General features: G+C 70.8%; 21 protein-coding genes and 1 pseudogene. 8 read left to right on the top strand and 14 right to left on the bottom strand.

The genetic code is table 11. The features are described from left to right. Position 1 precedes the first annotated feature (1 nt). A complete protein-coding gene (locus tag ACGFSA_RS16515; protein WP_393304719.1) occupies positions 2-295 on the bottom strand; it encodes a DJ-1/PfpI family protein in 294 nt (97 codons plus the stop codon). An 83-nt stretch (positions 296-378) separates the two neighbouring features. Here ACGFSA_RS16515 and ACGFSA_RS16510 point away from each other — a divergent pair, with 83 nt between their 5' ends. Both ACGFSA_RS16510 and ACGFSA_RS16505 read left to right on the top strand, forming a co-directional pair. Next, a complete protein-coding gene (locus ACGFSA_RS16510; protein ID WP_393304716.1) occupies positions 379-795 on the top strand; it encodes a cupin domain-containing protein in 417 nt (138 codons plus the stop codon). Between the two features lie 137 nt (positions 796-932). Then, positions 933-2,420 carry a membrane-associated oxidoreductase gene (locus ACGFSA_RS16505; protein ID WP_393304714.1) on the top strand — a complete coding sequence of 496 codons (1,488 nt, stop codon included), beginning with the start codon at positions 933-935 and terminating at the stop codon, positions 2,418-2,420. 21 nt (positions 2,421-2,441) lie between these two features. Here the strand turns inward: ACGFSA_RS16505 and ACGFSA_RS16500 are convergent, their stop codons facing one another. From ACGFSA_RS16500 to ACGFSA_RS16490, 3 genes are all read right to left on the bottom strand, one after another. Continuing rightward, entirely contained in the window at positions 2,442-3,245 is an 804-nt protein-coding gene (locus ACGFSA_RS16500) for an SAM-dependent methyltransferase (protein WP_393304712.1), read from the bottom strand. Between the two features lie 68 nt (positions 3,246-3,313). After that, positions 3,314-3,556, bottom strand: coding sequence for a DUF397 domain-containing protein (locus ACGFSA_RS16495; RefSeq protein ID WP_393304710.1), 243 nt, complete (start codon positions 3,554-3,556; stop codon positions 3,314-3,316). Between the two features lie 3 nt (positions 3,557-3,559). Next, a complete protein-coding gene (locus tag ACGFSA_RS16490; RefSeq protein WP_393304708.1) occupies positions 3,560-4,420 on the bottom strand; it encodes a helix-turn-helix domain-containing protein in 861 nt (286 codons plus the stop codon). A 206-nt stretch (positions 4,421-4,626) separates the two neighbouring features. Between ACGFSA_RS16490 and ACGFSA_RS16485 the strand changes: the two genes are divergently transcribed. Then, complete coding sequence (locus ACGFSA_RS16485) at positions 4,627-5,085, top strand: ATP-binding protein (RefSeq protein WP_393304706.1); 459 nt, start codon at positions 4,627-4,629, stop codon at positions 5,083-5,085. Then, on the top strand, positions 5,079-5,522 hold the full coding sequence (locus ACGFSA_RS16480; RefSeq protein ID WP_393304704.1) for a hypothetical protein: 444 nt from the start codon (positions 5,079-5,081) through the stop codon (positions 5,520-5,522). The genes ACGFSA_RS16485 and ACGFSA_RS16480 overlap by 7 nt, the downstream gene beginning before the upstream one ends. Positions 5,523-5,653: 131 nt before the next feature. Here ACGFSA_RS16480 and fusA read toward each other — a convergent pair whose 3' ends face one another. From fusA to ACGFSA_RS16445, 7 genes are all read right to left on the bottom strand, one after another. Further along, on the bottom strand, positions 5,654-7,759 hold the full coding sequence (gene fusA / locus ACGFSA_RS16475; RefSeq protein ID WP_393304702.1) for an elongation factor G: 2,106 nt from the start codon (positions 7,757-7,759) through the stop codon (positions 5,654-5,656). Between the two features lie 569 nt (positions 7,760-8,328). Continuing rightward, positions 8,329-9,675 carry a 6-phospho-beta-glucosidase gene (locus tag ACGFSA_RS16470; protein WP_393304700.1) on the bottom strand — a complete coding sequence of 449 codons (1,347 nt, stop codon included), beginning with the start codon at positions 9,673-9,675 and terminating at the stop codon, positions 8,329-8,331. 134 nt (positions 9,676-9,809) lie between these two features. Beyond that, positions 9,810-11,351 (bottom strand): cytochrome P450, encoded by a 1,542-nt coding sequence (locus ACGFSA_RS16465; protein ID WP_393304698.1) that lies wholly within the window; start codon positions 11,349-11,351, stop codon positions 9,810-9,812. Positions 11,352-11,419: 68 nt separating this feature from the next. Beyond that, a complete protein-coding gene (locus ACGFSA_RS16460; protein ID WP_393304696.1) occupies positions 11,420-12,034 on the bottom strand; it encodes an ATP/GTP-binding protein in 615 nt (204 codons plus the stop codon). After that, positions 12,015-12,386, bottom strand: a complete 372-nt coding sequence (locus ACGFSA_RS16455; protein ID WP_393304694.1) for a DUF742 domain-containing protein — start codon at positions 12,384-12,386, stop codon at positions 12,015-12,017. The genes ACGFSA_RS16460 and ACGFSA_RS16455 overlap by 20 nt, the downstream gene beginning before the upstream one ends. After that, on the bottom strand, positions 12,383-12,790 hold the full coding sequence (locus tag ACGFSA_RS16450) for a roadblock/LC7 domain-containing protein (RefSeq protein ID WP_393304692.1): 408 nt from the start codon (positions 12,788-12,790) through the stop codon (positions 12,383-12,385). Before ACGFSA_RS16450 ends, ACGFSA_RS16455 begins: the two co-directional genes overlap by 4 nt. After that, a complete protein-coding gene (locus ACGFSA_RS16445; protein WP_393304690.1) occupies positions 12,787-14,391 on the bottom strand; it encodes a sensor histidine kinase in 1,605 nt (534 codons plus the stop codon). Before ACGFSA_RS16445 ends, ACGFSA_RS16450 begins: the two co-directional genes overlap by 4 nt. A 291-nt stretch (positions 14,392-14,682) precedes the next feature. Here ACGFSA_RS16445 and ACGFSA_RS16440 point away from each other — a divergent pair, with 291 nt between their 5' ends. Further along, positions 14,683-14,880 carry an SDR family oxidoreductase gene (locus tag ACGFSA_RS16440; protein WP_393304688.1) on the top strand — a complete coding sequence of 66 codons (198 nt, stop codon included), beginning with the start codon at positions 14,683-14,685 and terminating at the stop codon, positions 14,878-14,880. Positions 14,881-15,076: 196 nt separating this feature from the next. Here ACGFSA_RS16440 and ACGFSA_RS16435 read toward each other — a convergent pair whose 3' ends face one another. Both ACGFSA_RS16435 and ACGFSA_RS16430 read right to left on the bottom strand, forming a co-directional pair. Beyond that, entirely contained in the window at positions 15,077-15,583 is a 507-nt protein-coding gene (locus ACGFSA_RS16435; RefSeq protein ID WP_366693897.1) for a MarR family transcriptional regulator, read from the bottom strand. Next, the gene (locus tag ACGFSA_RS16430; protein WP_393304685.1) at positions 15,580-17,259 is read right to left on the bottom strand and encodes an FUSC family protein; all 1,680 of its coding nucleotides are present in this window, start codon (positions 17,257-17,259) and stop codon (positions 15,580-15,582) included. Before ACGFSA_RS16430 ends, ACGFSA_RS16435 begins: the two co-directional genes overlap by 4 nt. Positions 17,260-17,307: 48 nt before the next feature. Here ACGFSA_RS16430 and ACGFSA_RS16425 point away from each other — a divergent pair. From ACGFSA_RS16425 to pcaB, 3 genes and pseudogenes are all read left to right on the top strand, one after another. Continuing rightward, positions 17,308-17,538: pseudogene (locus ACGFSA_RS16425) on the top strand (protocatechuate 3,4-dioxygenase subunit beta); the annotation flags it as partial. After that, positions 17,538-18,107, top strand: a complete 570-nt coding sequence (gene pcaG, locus ACGFSA_RS16420) for a protocatechuate 3,4-dioxygenase subunit alpha (protein ID WP_393304683.1) — start codon at positions 17,538-17,540, stop codon at positions 18,105-18,107. The pseudogene ACGFSA_RS16425 and the gene pcaG, both read left to right, overlap by 1 nt. Continuing rightward, on the top strand, positions 18,104-19,456 hold the full coding sequence (gene pcaB / locus ACGFSA_RS16415; protein WP_393304682.1) for a 3-carboxy-cis,cis-muconate cycloisomerase: 1,353 nt from the start codon (positions 18,104-18,106) through the stop codon (positions 19,454-19,456). The genes pcaG and pcaB overlap by 4 nt, the downstream gene beginning before the upstream one ends. 266 nt (positions 19,457-19,722) lie before the next feature. Here pcaB and ACGFSA_RS16410 read toward each other — a convergent pair whose 3' ends face one another. Then, on the bottom strand, positions 19,723-20,421 hold the full coding sequence (locus ACGFSA_RS16410) for a pyridoxamine 5'-phosphate oxidase family protein (protein WP_393304680.1): 699 nt from the start codon (positions 20,419-20,421) through the stop codon (positions 19,723-19,725). Positions 20,422-20,651: the final 230 nt, after the last annotated feature.

Genomic DNA, 20,651 nt, shown 5'->3' with positions numbered 1-20,651 from the left:
GTCAGGGTGAACCTGCGTCGGCACTCGGTGGGGGTGAGCCCGGTACGGCGGCGCAGGTGGGCGCGCAGGTTCGTCGCCGTACCGAGTCCGTCGGCGCGGGCGACCGCTCGAAGTCGAGTCGGACCTGCGGGAAGCGGGCGGTGAAGGATTCGGGCCAGCCCCAGTGGGTGGTGACCCGGCACCCGTCCAGCACACCGGCGGCAGCGAGCGTGAACGTGCCCGTACAGAAGCTGACCAGCCGGGCGCCCAGCTCGGCGGCGCGTCGGATCGTGTCGAGGACGGCCGAGACGATCATCACGATCCGGTACGAGGATTCTTGCGCCCTATTCCGTTCATAGCACTCCCCTTTCGTGGGGCCCAGCGCCGAGGATGGGGATCATGAGCGATGACACGACGAAGGCCGGCCTGGAGCCCATCCTGCTGAGCGAGGCCCTCACGACGTTCGAGACCCTGTGGAGCCCGCGGATCGTGACCCGCGTCAACGACTACGACGTACGGGTCGCCAAGGTCCGCGGCGAGCATGTCTGGCACGTCCATGACGACACCGACGAATTCTTCCTCGTCCTCGACGGCACGCTGGCCATCGCTCTGCGCGAGGACGGCGGCGAGCGCACGGTCACGCTCGACCGGGGCGCGGTGTTCGTCGTCCCGTGCTCCACCTGGCACAAGCCGTTCTCGGCGGACGGCGCCTCGCTGCTGCTGTTCGAGCCGTCCGGTACGTCGACGGTGGGCGACCGGCACGACGACGTACCCGGGCATGTCGACGCGACGACCGGGCACGCCCTGGGCGGCTGAACGCGGCGCGGAACAGACCCAGCGCATCCAACACCGTTCGGGATGCGCCCAGTACACAGCAGTGGGTCCAGGACTCACTCATGCGCACTGGATAGGAACGGTTGACACTCTGTCGGACACGGGTCAGAGTCCCGCCGATGGACATCACCGAGTTGACCCCCGCCGAGCGCCGTGTCCGGGACGCCTTCCCGCGCGGTGTCGCCGTCGATTTCCGTACCGGAGTGGAGGCCGAGGACGACCCGGAGACCGGGGAGGGCTGGGGTCCTGAGCGCACCGTGCGCGCCGAGTTGCTGAGGGCGCTGCTGGTCGGCGGCCTGCGGGAGGACGGCCAGGTGTCCGCGCTGCGCATCCTGGGCGCGCGGATCACGGGCACGCTGAATGTGCGGTATGCGATCGCCGAGTGCGCGGTGTTGCTGGCCGGATGTCATTTCGAGCAGGCACCCAACCTGTACGGCTCACAGCTTCGGCAGCTCAATCTGAGCAATTCCGTGCTGCCTGGCCTGATCGCCGCGACCGTCCGGATCGACGGCGTGCTGCGGCTCACCGACTGCCGGATCTCCGGCCCGGTGCGGCTCGGCGGTTCGAAGATCGCCCAGGCCCTGTTCTTCGACCGGACCCGCATCGGAGTGAACGCGGACGGTACGACCGCGCCCAACGGCGAGGCGGTGCTGCAGCTGAATCACGCGGTCGTCGAGGACGACTTGTGGTGGCCCGGTCTCGTCGTGCACGGCGAGACCCGGCTCGGCGGCGCCGCCGTCACCGGGCAGATCCGGCTCGACGACGCCCACCTGCGCAATCCCGGGGCGACCGCACTGCATGCCGAGAATCTCGGCGTCGGCTCCGACCTGCACGGGATGCGGATCCGGGTCCAGGGGCGGGTCGATCTGCGAGGCGCCCGGATACCGGGGCAGCTCAACCTCGCGTACGCCCGGCTGTCCAACCCGGGTGGCGTGGCGCTCCGCGCCAGCAGTAGCACGATCGGCGAACTCTGGCTCCGGGAGGCCGCCCCGATCGACGGCAGAGTGAATCTGCGCCGGGCGAAGGCCGACCTCATCCATGCCACCCCGTCGGTCTGGCCGGAGCTGGTCCGGCTCGACGGGCTGACGTACACCACGCTTCTCCCCCATCTGCCGGCCGAGCGGCGGCTGCCGCTGCTCGAACGGGAGGAGGAGGGCTATGTGCCGCACGCGTACGAGCAGCTGACGGAGGCGTACCGGCGGATCGGCGACGACGACGCCGCGCGCACGGTGCTCCTCGCCAAGCAGCGCAGACACCGCGCCACCCTGCCCGCCTACGCACGGCTGTGGGGGCATCTCCAGGATGTCACCGTCGGGTACGGCTTCCGGCCGGTGCGGGCCGCCGCCTGGCTCTTCTCGCTGCTGCTGGCCGGGTCGCTGGTGTACGCGCTGCATCATCCGAGCCCGCTGAAGGCGGACGAGGCTCCGCCGTTCAGTCCGTTCGTCTACACACTGGACCTGCTTCTGCCGATTGTGGACTTCGGGCAGGAACGGGCGTTCAACCCGCAGGGCTGGTACCAGTGGCTGTCGTACCTCCTCATCGCGACCGGGTGGCTGCTCGCGACGACGATCGCCGCGGGCATCACCCGGTCGGTCAGCAGGCAGTGAGCATGCAGGTGACGACCCGGGTCAGGGCTTGCGGGCCACCCCCGCGTAGCCGGGAATCGGCTCGTCGCCTGGTACGTCGATGACCTCGCCGAGCTCCGGGTGCCAGTCCGCGGAGAGCGAGACGCCCGAGTCCACGAGTTCGAGTCCCGCGAAGAACGCGGTGAGTTCGGCGCGCGAGCGCGGACGCAGCGTCATCCCGCGGGCCTTGTACATGGCCGACGCCTGCGCCGCACCCTCGGGGTTGAAGTCCCCGGTGGTGTGCGAGAGCACCAGATAGCTGCCCGAGGGGAGCTTCTCCACCAGCCGGTCGACGATCTCGGCGGCACCGTCCTCGTCGTCGAGGAAGTGCAGCAGGGCCAGCAGGGACAGCGCGATCGGCTTGCTGAAGTCGAGTACCCTGCCCGCCTGTTCGAGGATGGTCTCCGGCTCGCGGGCATCGACCTGGATGTACTCCGTGGCGCCCTCGGCGGTGGAGCGCAGCAGGGCCGCCGCGTGCGCAAGGACGATCGGGTCGTTGTCGCAGTAGACGATGCGCGCGTCCGGGGCCGTCTGCTGGGCGATCTGGTGGAGGTTCGGCTCGGTGGGAATGCCGGTGCCGATGTCGAGGAACTGGCGTACGCCCTGGTCGGCGAGCCAGCGCGTGGCGCGGTGCATGAACGCCCGGTTGACCCGGGCCATGTCACCGCCGCGGGCGTCGAGGGCCAGGAGCTGCTGCGCCATCTGTTCGTCGACCGGATAGTTGTCCTTGCCACCGAGGAACCAGTCGTACATCCGGGCGGGATGCGGCTTGGTGGTGTCGATCTCAGTGGGCTCGTTCCCGGTCATGGCGCGCTCCCGCGGTCCGTGGATCGGTGAACTGAGACTGAGTGTGGCAAGGACGGACGCCGGACGCGTCAGCTTCCGGTAAGGAGGAAGTCCGCCTGGCCGGCCTTGGCTCCCCGGATGAAGGCGGCGATCTCGCGGTGGGTGTAGATCAGGGCGGGGCCGTCGGGATCCGCGGACTGGCGTACAGCGACTCTGCCGTCGGCCAGCTTCATGGCCTCGACACAGTTGCCGCCGTTTCCACCGCTCCACGGCTTGTACCAGCCTTCGGAGCCGAGCTCGCCGGCGGGCATGCCGTTGTATATGGGGTCCATCGATCACAGCTCCTTGCGGAAGTCCCGGAGGATTTCCTTCGTGCGTTGTGCAGTTGCGGCCTGAGCCGCCATGCGGTCCATGACTTCGAGGTAGGAGGCCACCTCGGGGCGCGCGTCGAAGTAGACGGCGCCGGTCAGGTACTCGCTGTACACCATGTCGGGCAGTTCGGGGACGGCGAAGCGGAAGAGAACGAACGGGCCGTAGGTGCCCGGGTGGTGGCCGGTCGCGAACTCCGCGATCTGCAGTGTCACATGGGGCATCTCGGTGGCGTCCAGCAGCCGGTCGATCTGCGCGCGCATGGCGTCGACGCTGCCGACGGGACGGCGCAGGACCGTCTCGTCCATCACCACCCACAACTTCGGGGCATCCGGCCGCGTCAGCAGGGACTGCCGCTCCATCCGCAGCGCCACATGGCGCTCGATGTCCTCGGGCCGGGTCTGGCCGACGGCGCCGGTACGCATCACCGATCGGGCGTAGTCCTCGGTCTGCAGGAGTCCGGGGACGAAGTGCGGTTCGTACATGCGCAGGAGGTTCGCCGCGCCCTCCAGGCTGACGTACACGCTGAACCAGTCGGGCAGGACATCGTGGAACCGCTGCCACCAGCCGGGCTTGTTGGCCTCCTCGGCCAGCTCGACGAAGGATTCGGTCTCCTCGTCGGCGATCCCGTAGGCCTTCAGGAGCAGTTGCACATAAGGGATCTTGAGCGCGACCTCGGCGGTCTCCATCCTGCGTATCGTCGCGGGAGCGACCCGGAGCACCTTGGCAGCCTGGTCACGGCTCAGGCCGACGCGCTCCCGCAGATCCTGCAGGCGCTTGCCGAGAACGACCTGACCCACGGTCGGGGCGGACCGCGGTTCGCTCACTTCAGACCTCCCGATGCGCTGTTTGCGAGCAGTGTGCCATGCATATGCCACCAAAGACACGGCCACTCTGAAATTTTCAGAGTGGCCCTTGCCAAGTGTTCACGACAGGGGGAGAGTTGGTGAGTGAACCAGTTCACTTAGTCATGCCCGCCCTCATGCCCTGGGATGCGAGTCGTGACGAAGCCCCCCACTGTGAGGAATCGGTCGTGGCACCTGGCAGTGCGCTCATCCCCCGGCTCATCGACCTCAGCCCCGGGACCGAAGCGCTCCGATACTGCTTCGCGCTCCCTGCGCACCCGGAGTCGGTGGCCGGTGCGCGGCGGCTGACACGGACCCGGCTGGACGAGTGGCAGCTGGACACGGAGACGAGCGACGCGGCGATCCTGATCGTGTCGGAACTGGTCACCAACGCGGTGGTGCACACCGCGAGCGAGCGCATCGTGTGCGAGCTGCGCTGTCTCGAGAGACGGCTGCGCATAGCCGTGCAGGACCAGGGGCACCAGCCGGGCGGCCCGAAGCTGTGCCGCACTGCCGACGACGAACACGGTCGCGGCCTGCTGCTCGTCGACGCGCTGAGCAGCGCCTGGGGATCCCGTGACGCGGGCGACGGATCGGGCCGGATCGTCTGGGCAGAACTTCCGCACGGCACGGAGCGGTCATGTTGAGGAACGCGATGTCCCATCTGCTCGGATCGCCTCTCTCCCGCGAGTCCCGGCTGTCGGGCTCCGGGGGTTGCCTCGTGCAGCTGCCGCTGCCTCCCGCGCTGTCGGCGAGCCTGGGCTGCGACGCGGTGGGGGTGCCTGCCGGGTACGGCTTCCGGCTCATGTCCCATCTGCCGCGCACCGGCTGCGTCTTCGCGGACGCCGACCGCTGGTGGTGGATCGTACCGGCGGGCTCGGACCTCGATCTGGACTGGCCGGCGCAGGTCGCGTACGCCAAGGGCGCGTACGTCCCCGCCGTGCGGCCGCGCCTGATCCACGCACCCGACAGCCGCACGCCGTACACCCCGCCCATTCCGCTCTTTCTGATGGTGTGCCAGGTCACGGGTGTGACGCCGTCCTGGGCGGCGGCCGGTGGTTCGCACGCGGTACCCGCCGGCTGATCCGGCCGGTACGGCCGAGGGGGCCGAGGCGTCGCCACCGTCGCCGCGGCCCCGTTACGGCCTGGGAGCCGCACCATGACCACGACGGCCGGGCCGGCCCCGCCCTCGTTCGGGCGGGGCCGGCCGTTGCGTCACCGGGACGGAATCCCGTCGGGCGCCTCGCTGGGCGCCGGGGCGAAGCCGGTGGGACGGGTGGTGAAAGTCCCCCGGCCCTGGGTCCGGCTGCGCAACCGGGTCGCGTAGCCGAACAATTCGGCCAGCGGCACGGTCGCGGTGATCACCGCCGTACCCGCCCGTGCGACCGAACCCGAGACCCGGCCGCGCCGTGCCGCCAGGTCGCCGAGCACCCCGCCCACGGCGGCGTCGGGCACGGTGACTGTGACCTCGACCACCGGTTCCAGCAGCACCATGACGCCGGCGCGCAGGGCCTCCCGAAGTGCGAGCCGGCCGGCCGTCCGGAACGCCATCTCCGAGGAGTCCTTCGCATGGGTCGCTCCGTCGGTCAGCGTGACCCGCAGCCCGGTCACCGGGTGTCCGCCGAGAGGCCCCTCGGCAAGAGCATCCCGGCAGCCGGCCTCCACCGCCCGGACGAACTCCTGCGGCACCCTGCCACCGACGACAGCCGACCGGAACACGAAGTCCGCTGCACTGCCACTGCCGTCCTCACCGGACGTGTCCGGAGCGGACTCCAGCGGCTCCGTGTCGAGGACGACATGGGCGAACTGGCCGGCGCCTCCGTCCTGCTTGACATGCCGGTACACCAGCCCCGACACACCGCGCGCGACGGTCTCCCGGTAGGCCACCCTCGGCCGACCGATGCCGACATCCAGTCCATGGGCGCGCCGGATCTTCTCCACCGCTACCTCCAGATGCAATTCGCCCATCCCCGACAGAACCGTCTGGCCGGTCTCGCGGTCGGTCCTGACCACAAGCGAGGGATCCTCCTCGACCAGCCGCGCCAGCGCCGAGACCAACCGGTCCGTATCGGTGCGGCTTCGGGCCTCGACCGCCACGGAGACCACCGGGTCGGCGACGGCCGGCGGTTCGAGGAGCAGAGGAGCCGCGGGCACACACAGCGTGGCCCCGGCACGGGCCGACTTCAGCCCGACCACCGCGACGATGTCCCCGGCCACCGCCCGGTCCGTCTCCGAGTGATGGTCGGCCTGGACCCGCAGAATCCGGCCGATCCGCTCGGTGCGCCGCGCGCCGACGTCCAGCACCGCATCTCCCCTCTCGATCGTTCCGGAATACACCCGCAGGTACGTCAGCCGCCCCGTGGCGGTCGAATTCACCTTGAACACCAGCGCCGCGAAGGGCGCCGCCGGGTCGGCGGCCCGCTCCTGCACCGCGCCGCCCTGGGTGCCGCGTACCGCCGGCACGTCCAGCGGCGAGGGCAGATAGGCCACGGCGGCCTCCAGCAGCGGCTCGATCCCGCAGTTGCGGTACGCCGAACCGCACAACACCACCACGCCCTCACCGGTACGGGTCAGGTCGCGCAACGCGGAGGCCAGAGTCTGCGCGGAGACCGTCGACTCCGCACAGAACTCCTCCAGCGCGACCGGGTGGAGTTCCGCCACCGCTTCCTCCAGCAGCCGACGACGCCGGTTCGCCTCGTCGCGAAGCGGTTCCGGCACCGGGCCCTCCTCGAACGTGTCGCGGGCCCAGACCAGCGACCGCATACGCAGCAGATCCACCACCCCTCTGAACCCGTCCTCCGCTCCGATCGGCAACTGGACCACCAGCGGGGCCGGATGCAACCGTGCCCGGATCGACTCGACCGCCGTGTCGAGGTCGGCACCGGCCCGGTCCAGCTTGTTGACGAAGGCGATTCGCGGCACCCCGTGGCGATCGGCCTGCCGCCACACCGACTCGCTCTGCGGCTCGACTCCCGCGACAGCGTCGAACACCGCGATCGCGCCGTCCAGCACCCGCAGCGAGCGCTCCACCTCGTCGGAGAAGTCGACGTGGCCCGGGGTATCGATCAGATTGATCCGGTGGCCGTCCCAGGCACAGCTCACCGCAGCGGCGAAGATGGTGATCCCACGATCGCGTTCCTGGGAATCGAAGTCGGTGACGGTGGTCCCGTCATGGACCTCGCCACGCTTGTACGTGGACCCGGTGACGTAGAGGATCCGTTCGGTGATGGTGGTCTTGCCGGCATCGACGTGAGCGAGGATGCCGAGGTTACGCACGCCGGTCAGCCGGCTTGCGAGACGACGGTTCAGGTTGGTGCGCACGGCCCATGGCCTTTCGGGGTGATCCGGAGCGGGCAGCGCGATTCCCGGGACGAATGGGCCCGGTCAGGCCACGTGGGAACCCCTGATGCGGCGCAACCTCATCGGGATGTTCCCGACCGGTTGACTCGACACCGGGCTGACAGGGGTCAGGTGTTCGTCACGGACATCCGGTTCCGGCCGCGCAGCCGGCACCGGGCGCACGAAGACACCAGGATCACCTCATACCGTGACCGGGGAACAACAACAGCGGTGCGATAGCGCACGGCCGGGCTCCCCTCACTCGTCACGGCGCGCGCTGCGTCGGTGTGGCAGCGCGCGATTCCTGGTCAGTGTAGGGAACCGGGCTCGGGCGGGAAACCGACTTTTCCGCAAGGAGTTCGACGCCGTGTGCAGGCTCGTCGCCGTACGCAGCGCGAAGATCGGCGGGGTACGCGGAATCTTCCGGTCCACCGATGCCGGAGCGAGCCGGCCGAGGATCAGCGACGACGCACACCGGCTCCGCCTTCGGGCTCGTACGTACGTACGTACGTACGAGCCCGAAGGCGGGTACCAGGAGGCGGGGCCGGGCCTCAAGGCCGGTTCAGGTACGCGAGTCCGGGATGGGCCTTCGTGTACCCGTCGACCAGCCGACGGGCGACCGAGACCGAGTCGACGAGGGGGTGCAGTGCGAAGGCCTGCACGGCGGTCGCGCGTGAGCCGCTCGCGGCCGCGTCCAGGACGGCGCGTTCGACGGCCTTGACCGCGGTGACCAGTCCGACGGCGTGGTACGGGAGGGGGTCGACGCTGACGGGACGGGCACCGTTCGCGTCGACGAGGCACGGCACTTCGATGACCGCGTCGGCGTCGAGCACGGAGAGCGTGGTGCGGTTACGGACATTGAGGATGAGCGAGGTCCGTTCGTCACGCGCGACGGCCCGCATGAGTGCGAGGGCGACCTGCTCGTACCCACCGGACTCCAGATCGCTCTCGTCGCGCTCGCCGACCCCGGCGACCTCTCTGTTCTCCGACATATAGGTGGCCTCGCGCTCGGCGCGGGTCCGGTCCCAGGCCGGGAAGGCAGGAGCGGCCGGGTCCTTCATCCGGGCGTAGAAGCCCTCCTGCTGGTCGCGGAGGAAGGCGCCACGGGTCTGTTCCGCATCCTGGTAGGCGCGGACGGCTTCCCGGTTGAAGTAGTAGTAGTGCAGGTACTCGTTGGGGATCGCACCGAGTGACTGCAGCCAGTCGGTGCCGAAGAGCCTTCCCTCCTCGAACGAGCCGAGCAGCTGCGGGTCGGCGAGCAGGCGCGGCAGTTCGTCGCGGCCGTCGACGTGCAGCCCGCGGACCCAGCCCAGGTGGTTGAGGCCGGCATAGTCGATCCGGGCCCGCTCGGGGTCGACGCCGAGGGTCCGGGCGATCCGGCGGCCCAGGCCCACCGGGGAGTCGCAGATGCCGATGACCCGGTCGCCGAGGTGCCGGGACATCGCCTCCGTGACCAGACCCGCCGGGTTGGTGAAGTTGATGACCCAGGCGTGCGGGGCGAGCCGGGCGATGCGCCGGGCAAGGTCGACGGCGACGGGGACGGTGCGCAGTCCGTACGCGATGCCGCCCGCGCCCACCGTCTCCTGCCCGAGCACGCCTTCGTCGAGGGCCACCCTTTCGTCGGCGGCACGTCCTTCGAGACCGCCGACCCGGATGGCGGAGAAGATGAAGTCGGCGCCGCGCAGTGCCTCGTCGAGCTCGGTCGTGGCAAGGACGGCGGGTGCGTCCGGCACCCCTTCGGCCTGATCGGCGAGGACGCGGGCAATGGCGGTGAGCCGGCCGGCGTCCGTGTCGTACAGGGTGACGGCGGTGACACGGCCCTCTGCATGGTCGGCGAGCAGCGCCCCGTACACGAGTGGGACCCGGAATCCGCCGCCGCCCAGAATTGTCAGCTTCACGCTTCCGCATGGTACGGGGGACCTTGTGCCCGCGCCGTGCCAGCCACCACGGCGGCATCGCGCAGACCGGTGGCCCGGAGCCAGAGGCCCCGGGCCACCGGACCGTCACGCGTGCCGTCCCGCGGACGGCACGGTCAGTAGCCGCTCCACCACCGTGTCACCGCACGCCACAGCCGTGCCGGTGCGGCCGGCCCGCGCTGCTGCGGGATCCGGCCGACGGACGCGCCATGGGGCGATGCATCGGTCCGCTCCCCGTCGGCGTGGCTCTGCCCGGTCTGCGCAGCCACCCCCGCCGGAACGGACACGGGCGTCGTGTGCGGGACCGGTGACTGCACCTCCCAGTCCTCGCGCGGCGGTGTGCGCCGCCCCGTCGGCGGCGGCTCGTCGTCCTTCGGCGAGCGTGGCGCGAAGTCGGCCGGCAACTCCAGCAGATGCCGGGACAGGATGTTCCCGATCCGATTCAATTCGCTTTCCTCGACGGCGAGTTCGAGGTCGGGAAGACGCATCAGCAGGGCGTCGACGCCGGCATCCGCGATCGCCCGTCCGATGTCCTGCCCGGGGCACTCGTGCGGTCCGCCACTGAACGCCAGGTGTGCACGGTTGCCCTCCATGTCGGCGGCCAGATCGGGACGGACCACCGGGTCCGTATTGGCGGGTGCGATGCCGACGATCAGCGCGTCGCCCGCCTTGATCCGCTGCCCGCCCAGCTCCGTGTCGCCGACCGCCCAGCGGCCGAAGACCGAGGTGAACGGCGGCTCGTCCCACAGCGTCTGTTCGACCGCCTCCGGCACCGTCATGTGGCCGCCGCTGAGCCTGGCCCGGAACCGCGGGTCGGTGAGGACCATCCGCAGCACATTGGCGATGAGGTTGGCGGTCGCCTCGTACGCGGCGATGAGGATCAGTCGCAGATGCTCGGTGACCTCGGTGTCGGTCATGCCCGCGGGATGCTCGACGAGCCAGGTGGCGAAGTCGGCGGCGGGTGCGGTCCGGCGACGCCGGACGAGCCGGTTCAGTGCGGCGACCACGTACGCGTTGCTCGCGACGGCGGTCGCCGTGCCCCGGGTCATGTCGCGGGCGGCCTGCACCATCCGGTCGTTGCACTCCTCGGGCATGCCGAGAATCTCGCACATCACCATCATCGGCAGCCACTCGGCGAACTGACCGACCAGGTCGACACGGCCGTCCTGGCAGAACTCGTTGACGAGCCGGTTGCTGTAGCGGTTGATGTGTCGGCGGACGCCGCGGTGGTCGATGCGCGCGATGCTGTCGGTGACCGCGCCGCGCTGGCGCTCGTGGGTGGCGCCGTCGGCGAAGACGCAGACCGGCTGCCAGGTGAAGATCGGGGCCAGCGGGTGGTCGGGGGCGACGCTGCCGTCCTGCAGGGCCCGCCAGTGCCGGGAGTCGCGGGAGAACTGTGAGGGGGTGCGGGTCATGTGCAGGTTCTCGCTGTGCCCGAGCACCAGCCAGGCGGGTACGTCTCCGTGCAGCAGGATCGGCGCCACCGTGCCGTGTTCGGCGCGCAGCTTGTCGTACAGCCCTGCCGGGTCCCGCTCGGCCTCGGGGCCGTAGAACCGGCGCAGCCCGCCGGGTCCGACGCCGAGTCCATGCGCCGGGCATTCGGGGGGCGGAACCGGCCCCGTGGCCGCTCCGGGCTCGTGAGGGAAAGGGGTTGTCACGATCGCTCCAGGGATCAGGCTTCCAAGGATCAGTGCGAATGATCAGACGGCGTTCGAGCGGGGGGTGGTCAGGCGAGCGGGACGGCCAGGCTGTGCAGATAGCGCATCAGGGTCATCAGCACATCGCGGCTGGAGCCGCGCATTCTGGCGTCGCAGTCGATCACCGGCACCTCGTCCGGCAGGTCCAGTGCGCTGCGCAACACCTCGACGGGGTGCTTCGGGGCGTCCGGGAAGGTGTTGATGGCGACGACGAACGGCACACCGCGTTCTTCCAGGCGTCCGATCACGTCGAAGCTGACCTCGAGACGCCGGGTGTCGATGAGGACGACGGCGCCGAGGGCGCCCTCGAAGAGACCGTTCCACAGGAACCAGAAGCGCTCCTGGCCCGGGGTGCCGAAGAGGTAGAGGATCAGTTGCTCGCTGATGCTGATCCGGCCGAAGTCCATGGCGACCGTGGTGGCGGTCTTGCTCTCCACCCCGAAGTTGTCGTCCACGCCGACCCCGGCCTGGGTCATGGTCTCTTCGGTGGTGAGGGGCCGGATCTCGCTGACGGAACCGACCATGGTCGTCTTGCCGACCCCGAACCCGCCGACGATGACCACCTTCACGGCGGCCGTGGCCGTGGACGGAAGGATGTCCTCGGTCCTGGGGCCGGTGATCGTGTCAGAGTTTCTGAAGTCCATGCATCACCGCTTCGAGAAGGGACCTGTCCGGGAGAGTGGCGCGGACGATGGGCGCGCGCGATTCGATCAGTTCGCTCGCGAGAAGTTCGGTGAGGAGCGAGGTCACCACGCTGAACGGCAGGCCGAGGTAGGCCGAGATCTCGGCGACGGATAACGGTGCCTGGCAGAGCCGCAGGATCACGGCCTGCTCGGGCTGGACCGTCGGCGTCGGCTGCTCCTTCGCAACGACCATCGTGACCAGGTCGAGCGCCGCCCGCTCGCCGCCGTCGGGATCGCCGGTGATGACGTACAGCCGCTCCGGATCGCTCAGCACCGGATCAGCCTCCCGGCGTTCTCGTCGGAGAGAACTCATCCGGTTTGCCCGTCATGGCGCGGCGGGCTCGTGAGATGGGCACCGATCCGGACGACCATGTCGCGCATCCGTGCTCCGACGAGTCCCGCGTCCACCGTCTCTCCGGCGAGGACGGCGAGATACGCACCGGTCCCCGCGGCCATCAAGTAGAAGAATCCGCCGGTGACTTCGATGACGACGAGCCTCATCAGACCGTCGCTGTAAGGGATTTCGGAGGCGACGGCGGCCGCCAGGCTCTGCAGTCCGGCGCAGGCGGCCGCCAGGCGGTCGGCGACATCGGGGTCGCCACCGTGCTGGGCGATGCGCAGGCCGTCCGCGGAGAGCACCACGATCTGATGGATGTCCGGAACGTCGTCGGCCAGTTCCTTGAGCATCCAGTCCATATTTCCCCGCTGCTGGATCACTTCAGGTCTCCCTTGTCCCACGCGTCATCGGTGTCTTCGCCGGTCTTGGGCTCCCGCGGCACGCCGTTGACGGCGTTGGTGAAGGCCTCGAGCCAGAGCCCGGGGGGCTGCTCCTTGCCGCTGTCGCTCCCGTTGGCGTGACCGGTGCGCTGTCCCGAGGGTGGGGCGGCGGGCTGCGCGGGGAGATTGTGCGAGCCCAGCGGCGCGCGGCCGCGGCTGCGGCGCTGCGGGAGTCCGCCCGCGGTCCACTCCGTCACCACGGGGGCGTCGTCGCCCAGGGCCGACGACGCGGCCACCGGCCGGGAGTCGGAGGCGACCGGTCCGGTGGCCGGGCGGGATTCCAGTGCGAGAGGCTTGCGGTGCTTGCTGCGCGGCGGGACGACGTGCTTCATGCCTGCCAGGTCGATGTCGCTGGTGGGCCTCGACGTGGCGCCGATGCCGTGGGCGATACCCGGGGCGGGACCGGTGGTGATCATGGCACGGGGCACGATGAGTACGACGCGGACGCCGCCGTACGCGGACTGTCGCAGCGAGACCTGGAGGTCGTACATCCGGGAGAGCCGGCCGACGACGGCCATGCCGAGCCGGGGGGACTCGCCGAGGTCGTTCATGTTGGACCCGGCCTGGGCCCGGGCGAGCATGTTCTCGGCCCGCGCACGGGCCTCATCGCTGAGGCTGACGCCGCCGTCCTCGATCTCGATGGCGATGCCGGTCTGGACCTCGACCGCGGTGACGTGCACACGGGTCTGTGGCGGCGAGTAGCGGGTGGCGTTGTCGAGGAGCTCGGCGCAGGCGTGGATGAGCGGTTCGACGGCGGTGCCGACGACGGCGACCTTGGCGATCGAGTGCAGGTCGACGCGCGGGTATTCGAGGATCCGGGACATGGCACCGCGCAACACGCTGAACAGCGGTACGGGCTTGGGCCATTGACGGCTGGGGCGGGCGCCCCCGAGTACCGCGATGGAGTCGGCGAGCCGGCCGATCAGCGCGGTGCCGTGGTCGATGCGGAGCAGGTCGTCGAAGACATCGGGGTTTCGCCCGTGGTACTCCTCCATCTCCCGCAGCTCGCTGGCCTGCCGGTGGACGATCGCCTGGACGCGCCGGGCGACGTTGACGAAGGCGCGCTGCGCGGAGTCGCGCAGCGCCTCTTCGTTGTCGATGATGCTCAGCACCGAGTGGACGAGGGCGCGTTGGGCGTCGGGAAGGTCGCGGTAGACCTCGTCGGCGTCGACGATGTCGCGCAGCACCTCGTCGGGCGAGTTGCCCACGCGGAGCCGGTGGATCGCGGCCGGCAGGAGCTCCTTGTTGATCCGGACGGTCTCTTCGTCCTGGGTGGCGAGGCGGCGTTCCAGGAAGGCGAGGCGGTGTTCGTACTCCGCGCGCTGCCTGCGCATCGCGCGGGCGCGACGGGCCAGCGCGACGGCGAGCGAGGCGATCACGACGGTGGCGACCGCACCGCACCAGACGACTGGTATCCGGGCTGCCCCGGAAACCAGCGCCGCGGCTGCGGCGGTCGCGCCGGCCGCCAGGAGCACGGGGAGCAACGCGGCTCGGGCAAGGGGGATTTCTCGGTGGATCGGCGGTGATTCAACACGAGCCATCTAAGACCTCTGGCGGTTGATTCGGGATGCATACGCACGTGTAGGGCATGGCGGAACAAGCGCTCGAATTCATATCAACTCGACTTCACTGCGCGTGAGCTTAGTCAGATCGAAACAGCGCTTCGGCACATTCACCCAACCCTCTGCACGAGGGTCCCCGCGGTAATACACTCACCAGTTTTTGCACGCACCGCATCCAGTCGCGCACAAGGAGTGACGAGCACCGAAAGTGTCACGAAAAACGCCTCGGCCGTCCCGCCCTGTAGGGCGAATTGGACGCCTTCTTCGGCAGTGGACTCACCGTCGCTCTCCGCCGACCCGTCCCCGGAGGCCGCCGCCTGCGCCCGAAGGATGCCGGACTCCACGCCGATGGGACACTGCGGCGCCCCGCAGGACATCGCGTACGGCGTGCTCTGCCTCGCCTCCGAAGAGGCCCGCTTGGTGACCGGCACCGAACTCGTCGTGGACGGCGGCTGTACGGCGGTCTGAGCCGTCACCCCCCGATCATGTCTTCGGGCGCCCACCACGGGACGTACCGCCGGCAGGACCGTCAGCCGAGGGAGTACGGGCACCGCTCGCCCTGATGGCGTCGGCGCCCGCCGACCGCAGCGACGAAGCGGCGCTCGTCCGCGGGCCGTCCGACGGCCGTCGTCCACCCGCGCGGAGCGGGGTCCGGTGCCGTGGTTCAGCGCCGGGCCCCGCCGAGGCGTCCCTCCAGCTGGACCAGCAACTCGCTGAGCTGGGAGCTGAGTTCGCCACGGGTCCGCTCGTCGAGACCGGACAGCACGGTGCGTTCGTACGCCAGTTGCCGGGGCAGCAGCTGGTCGACCAGTGCGCGCCCCTCGTCGGTGAGACGGACGTGCGCGACGCGGCGGTCCCGGGCGTCGCTGCGGCGGTCGACCAGGCCGCGCTCCTGGAGGCCCCGGAGGCGTTTGGTGACGGCGGCGCCGGAGGAGAACGTCTCCCTGGCCAGTTCACCGGGGGTGAGTTCACGGTTGGTACGGCGCACCGCGCCGAGCAGGTCGAACTCGGCGCGACTCAGTCCGGCGGAGCGCAGCGGGGCGTCCTCCGCCTGCTGGAGCAGGGCGGCGCAGCGGTTGATGCGCCCGATGAGTTCCATCGGTCCGGTGTCCAGCTCCGGGTTGACGGCCTGCCACTGCCGTACCACCGAGGCGACGATGTCGTCGGTCACACCGCTCCGTTCTCCTGGGCGGGGACGATCAGCCCCTGCCGTGTTGCTGTCGCCGCGAGCGTACGGTGTCCGGCCTGCTCCGCCGCGAGGACCCGCTCCTCGGGCAGAGCGCGCTGCCACCATTCGCCCGCCGCGGTGTCGCCCGCCTCGCGCAGCTCGACGAGCGATCCCGTCAGCGCGCGGCGCGCGGCGTCGAGTGCGGCGGGTGCGGGTGCCGGGGCGGCCAGGGTCCGTGCGGCGTGGGCGCGGGCCCGGTCGGTGGCGGCAAGGGCCCGTTCCAGGCGCCCGGCGGCCCGGCGGTTGGTGACGGCCATGGCGGCGAGCAGTCCGACGGCGGCGCCGATGACGGTGTCCAGGACCCGGTCGCCGATGAGTTCACCGGCCGGATGGGTGCCGCCGAACTCGACGACAAGGAGGGCCATCGGGGTCACGGCGATGGAGCCGAGCCAGTAGTTGCGGGTGATCAGTGCCTCGGCGGCGAAGTTGAAGAAGAGGCAGCAGCCGATGAGCGCCAGCGGCCCCGTCCGGGTGACGGGGAGGACGGCGGCGAAGACGAGCACGCCGATGAGGTTGCCGAGGGTGCGCTGCAGGGCTCGGTTCCAGGAGAGCGTGACATTGGCCTGGTAGAGGGAGGCCGCGGTGACGATCGCCCAGTAGGGGCGGCCGACACCGAGAGCCATGGAGACGTATCCGGCGAGGGCGCAGCCGATGAGGGTACGGGCGGCGATGGGCAGCAGCGGGGAGCCGGGGGCGAGCGCGCGCAGCAGTGTCCGGCGGGCGTCGCGGCGGCTGCCGGTCCCCCGGGCGGCGCGTTCGGCGTCGACCCCGAAGAGCTCCTCGGCGGTGCCGGGGGCGGGCGGCGGGGTGGGGACGGGTCCGCGGGCCCGGGTCTGATCCGCCCAGGCACGCAGTCGGTCGGGGTCGGCGGTGCGGGACCCGAGGACAGCTTCTGCGAGGGCGGCTTCGGCGTGCACGAGGAGCCGTTCCAGCGCCCGGCGTACGGGGGTGGGGCGCCCGGAGGCGAGCAGTGTCTGCCAGCCGGCGTGCACGGCGGCGGCCGCGGCGTGCCGGGTGCGGTGTCCCGGGTCGGTGGCGTACGCGGCGGCGGCGTTCAGCGCGCGGGCCGTGGCGCGGCGCTCCGGGCCCTCCCGGCGCATCAGGGCGGGACCGACGGTGACCAGCCAGGCGACCGCGCCCGCCGCCACGGTGAGCGCGAGGTGCCCGGGCACCTGGCCGAGGCGCTGCGGGGCGAAGAGGGCGGCCGAGGTGACGAACGTGAAGATCACATGCCCGGGAGGCCCGATGCGGGTGGCGTCGCAGAGCGCCTTCTGCCCGGCCGCGAGGAGTGCGCCGACGGCGATCAGTACGGCCGTCGAGTCGGTGAGCGAGGCCGTGACCAGGGAAATCGCAATGCCGACGAGCATGCCGAGGACGACTCCGGCGACGGTACGGGCGCGGCGGGCGTACGGGAGGCTGTGGCCGTACAGCGCACAGAGCGAACCGGCCATCGTGTACATGACGAGGTCGAGCCGGTCGAAGGCGAAGAGCACCAGGTTCGGCACGGCGGAGGCGACCACCACGCTCAGCGCCGGCTTGAACCACATGTCCGAGGGGCGGGCCAGGCGCAGGGCGGGAGCCAGCGGAAGTTTACGGACGGAGGGCTGCCGGGTGCGCATGGTCATATCACTCACCCAAACACCTTAGCGGGTATTACACCCATAAAACACTTCGGGACGGCGTTCACCCAGCGCCTGGTCACCCAGATGTACTTCCCGGGCGACCCGATCTTCCCGTACGACCCGATTCTCCAGTCCGTCACCGACCCGGCCGCCCGGGAGCGGCTCGTCGCGACGTACGACCACGACCGTTCGGTCGCCGAGTGGTCGCTCGGTTTCCGCTGGGACATCGTTCTCGACGGACCGTCCGCCACCTGGATCGAGGAAGGCCACCACTGATGACCCACGCCCCGACCCCGTCCCAGACGGTCGGCCCGTTCTACGGGTACGCGCTGCCGTTCGCCGGTGGCGGCGACATCGCCCCGCTCGGCCATCCGGACACGATCACCGTGCACGGACTGGTGCTCGACGGCAACGGTGACCCCGTCCCCGACGCGCTGATCGAGATCTGGCAGCCCGCCCCCGACGGCTCGCGCACCGGCCGCCCCGGCTCGCTGCGGCACGACCCGGTCACCGGCCGGGTCATCGGCCGCGACGGCGTCGGATTCACCGGCTTCGGCCGCGTCCCGACGGACGCCGACGGCCAGTGGACGGTACGTACCCTGCCGCCGGGCGGTGTCCCGTATCTCTCGGTCGCCGTCTTCGCCCGCGGGCTGCTCCACCACCTGTACACCCGGATCTACCTGCGGGCCGCGGACGGCGCCGTACCGGCCGGTGACCCGCTGCTGGAGTCGCTGGACGCCGAACGCCGGGCCACACTGATCGCGACGCCCACGGACCGGCGCACCCACCGGTTCGACATCCGCCTGCAGGGTGCCGGCGAAACGGTCTTCCTGGAGTTCACGTGACGTACGAGAGCGATGCCGGCCTGCTCGCCCCCGGGCGGGCCGGCTCCCCCGCCGAGACCAGCACCGGCGACCGCGCCGTCCTGCAGGCGATGCTCGACGCCGAGGCGGCGCTGACCCGCGCCCAGTCCGCATGCGGGCTCGCCCCGGCGGAGGCCGGGCGGGTGGTGACGCAGGCGGCGGACGCCGACCGCTTCGACGTACGGGACCTGGCGCTCCGGGCGCGCTCCGGCGGCAACCCGGTCATCCCCCTGGTCGCCGACCTCACGGCAGCGGTGCCCGAGGAGGTGCGGCCGTATGTGCACCGGGGTGCGACCAGCCAGGACATCCTGGACACCGCGGCGATGCTCGTCGCCTCACGCACCCTGGCCGGGGTGCTCGACGATCTGGTGCGGGCGGCGGACGAGCTGGCGCGGCATGCCGCCGCGCACCGCGACACACCGATGGCGGGCCGTACGCTCACGCAACACGCCGTGCCGACCACATTCGGGCTCAAGGCCGCCGGGTGGCGTGCGCTGATCCTCGACGCGCGGGACCGGCTGGCCGCCGTACGGGACTCCCTCCCCGCCCAACTCGGGGGTGCGGCGGGAACCCTGGCCGCCTTCTCCGCCTTCTCCTTCGAGGAGAAGAGCGCGGACGGACTCGCCCTCGTCACCGCGTACGCACGCGAACTCGGCCTGGTGGAACCGGTGTTGCCCTGGCACACCCTGCGCACCCCGGTCGCCGATCTCGCCGGGGCGCTCGCCTTCACCGCGGGCGCGCTCGGCAAGACAGCGGCCGATGTGCTCACGCTGTCCCGTACCGAGATCGGCGAGGTCGAGGAGGGCCAGGTCGGCGGTTCGTCCGCCATGCCGCACAAGGCGAATCCCGTGCGCGCCACGCTGATCGCGGCCGCCGCCCGCCGGGCGCCCGGCCTGGCGGCCACGCTGTACGGCTCGCTGGCCGCCGAGGACGAGCGGCCCGCCGGGGCGTGGCACGCCGAGTGGGAGCCGCTGCGCGATCTTCTGCGGCTCGTCGGCGGCGCCGCGCGGGACGGCGCCGAACTCGCGGCGGGGCTGCGGATCGTCCCGTACGCCATGCTGGAGAACCTCCACCTCACCGACGGTCTGATCGTCTCGGAGCGGCTGGCCGCCGCCTTCGCCGAACGCATCGGCCGGGCCCGCGCCAAGGACGTCCTGGCGGGCGCGGCGGACCGGGCCCGGTCCGAGACGACCGACCTCTCCGATGTGCTCTTCGACGTCCTGGACGAGGAGCCGGAGCTCGCCGGTCTCGATCTGGCCGAACTGACCGACCCCGCCCGGTACACCGGATCCGCGGGCCCCCTCACCGACCGCGCACTGGACCGCCGATGACTTTCCCTCCTGACTGCCTGCTGCACCACCGTACGGAGGGCCCGGCCGCCGCTCCCCCGCTGCTGCTCCGCCGCGCGGCACGCTTCCTTCCGAACCGGAGCCGGCACCGAACCGTGCCTGACGGGCCGCCATCGGCGGCATCACCGACACCCCCGACCTGACCGCCGTGGAACCGCAGCTGCTCACCCGCGACTGTGCGACATGCCGTGAGTTCTCCTGAGCCCCGTTGAGACGCCGTCCCCGTGGCCAGGGGCTTCTCTCTCTGGTCAGGTGCGGCGGCTGACGAGCGGGACGGCTTGAGTGCCGAGATGGACGATGTGGGGCGGTACGGGGACGTGCTCCGAGAGCGCCGGGTCCGGTTCCGGTTCGCCCCATTCCGTACGCATGGGGAGAACGCCCGCCCATAGGCCCAGTTCGGCGTCGGGTCCGTCGCCGTCGTCCGGCGGACCGGTGCGCACCTTGACGGAGGCCTCGTCGAGAGGGAGTGCCAGCAGTGCGGTCGCCGCGAGTTCCTTGCGGTTGGGGAGGCGTGCGTAGCCCCACTGGCCCGCGGCGACGTGCTCGGTGAGGCAGCGCAAGCCGTAGAGCTTCTCCTCGGGGTCGGTCACGGCTCGCGGTATGCCGTAGATCATCGCGCTGCGGTAGTTGACCCCGTGCTCGAACACCGAGCGCGCCAGGACGAGGCCGTCGACGTGCGTGACGGTCAGGCACACCGACGCGTTCGGCGCGGCGAGCAGGCTCCGGCTTGCCACCGAGCCATGAAAATAGACCGTGCTCTCATCCGCTCCGTACACGGTCGGGACCACCATCGGGGCGCCGTCGACGACCACGCCGAGATGGCACAGGAACCCCGTGTCCAGGATGGCGTCGAGATCCGCCCGGCTCCGGCTGCCCTGCTCCCGCAGGCGTCGATGGCGGGTGCGCTCCGTGACGGGCAGGAGGGTGCCTCGTGTCTCCTCAGTCATGCTGGCAGACGCTATCGATGTTGGCGATTTCAAGCCACTGATCTGACGATATTCGTTGGGGGTGACGTGTTTCACAACGGATACCGTTGTTCGGGTTAAAGCCTGGCGCCCAACCCCTGGCCGCGGCCAGGGGTTGAGGAACGCGCGAAGCCTTCGCGCGGGCCCGTACTCCTGTTCGTAGGACGCCACCGGCTGCTCGCTGTTCACCTGGGCCGAGCGGGCAGGTCTCA

Source organism: Streptomyces sp. NPDC048496, assembly GCF_043200055.1.
Classification (GTDB): Bacteria; Actinomycetota; Actinomycetes; order Streptomycetales; family Streptomycetaceae; genus Streptomyces.
The sequence above is the reverse complement of the archived record's forward strand: the minus strand, read 5'-3'. Positions and strand labels throughout refer to the sequence as shown.

Excerpts from the sequence above, each read along its gene's own strand:
- ACGFSA_RS16515 (WP_393304719.1), bottom strand. The coding sequence starts at position 295 with ATGATCGTCTCGGCCGTCCTCGACACGATCCGACGCGCCGCCGAGCTG.
- ACGFSA_RS16510 (WP_393304716.1), top strand. The coding sequence starts at position 379 with ATGAGCGATGACACGACGAAGGCCGGCCTGGAGCCCATCCTGCTGAGC.
- ACGFSA_RS16505 (WP_393304714.1), top strand. The coding sequence starts at position 933 with ATGGACATCACCGAGTTGACCCCCGCCGAGCGCCGTGTCCGGGACGCC.
- ACGFSA_RS16500 (WP_393304712.1), bottom strand. The coding sequence starts at position 3,245 with ATGACCGGGAACGAGCCCACTGAGATCGACACCACCAAGCCGCATCCC.
- ACGFSA_RS16495 (WP_393304710.1), bottom strand. The coding sequence starts at position 3,556 with ATGGACCCCATATACAACGGCATGCCCGCCGGCGAGCTCGGCTCCGAA.
- ACGFSA_RS16480 (WP_393304704.1), top strand. The coding sequence starts at position 5,079 with ATGTTGAGGAACGCGATGTCCCATCTGCTCGGATCGCCTCTCTCCCGC.
- ACGFSA_RS16460 (WP_393304696.1), bottom strand. The coding sequence starts at position 12,034 with ATGGACTTCAGAAACTCTGACACGATCACCGGCCCCAGGACCGAGGAC.
- ACGFSA_RS16455 (WP_393304694.1), bottom strand. The coding sequence starts at position 12,386 with ATGAGTTCTCTCCGACGAGAACGCCGGGAGGCTGATCCGGTGCTGAGC.
- ACGFSA_RS16445 (WP_393304690.1), bottom strand. The coding sequence starts at position 14,391 with ATGGCTCGTGTTGAATCACCGCCGATCCACCGAGAAATCCCCCTTGCC.
- ACGFSA_RS16430 (WP_393304685.1), bottom strand. The coding sequence starts at position 17,259 with ATGCGCACCCGGCAGCCCTCCGTCCGTAAACTTCCGCTGGCTCCCGCC.
- pcaG (WP_393304683.1), top strand. The coding sequence starts at position 17,538 with ATGACCCACGCCCCGACCCCGTCCCAGACGGTCGGCCCGTTCTACGGG.
- ACGFSA_RS16410 (WP_393304680.1), bottom strand. The coding sequence starts at position 20,421 with ATGACTGAGGAGACACGAGGCACCCTCCTGCCCGTCACGGAGCGCACC.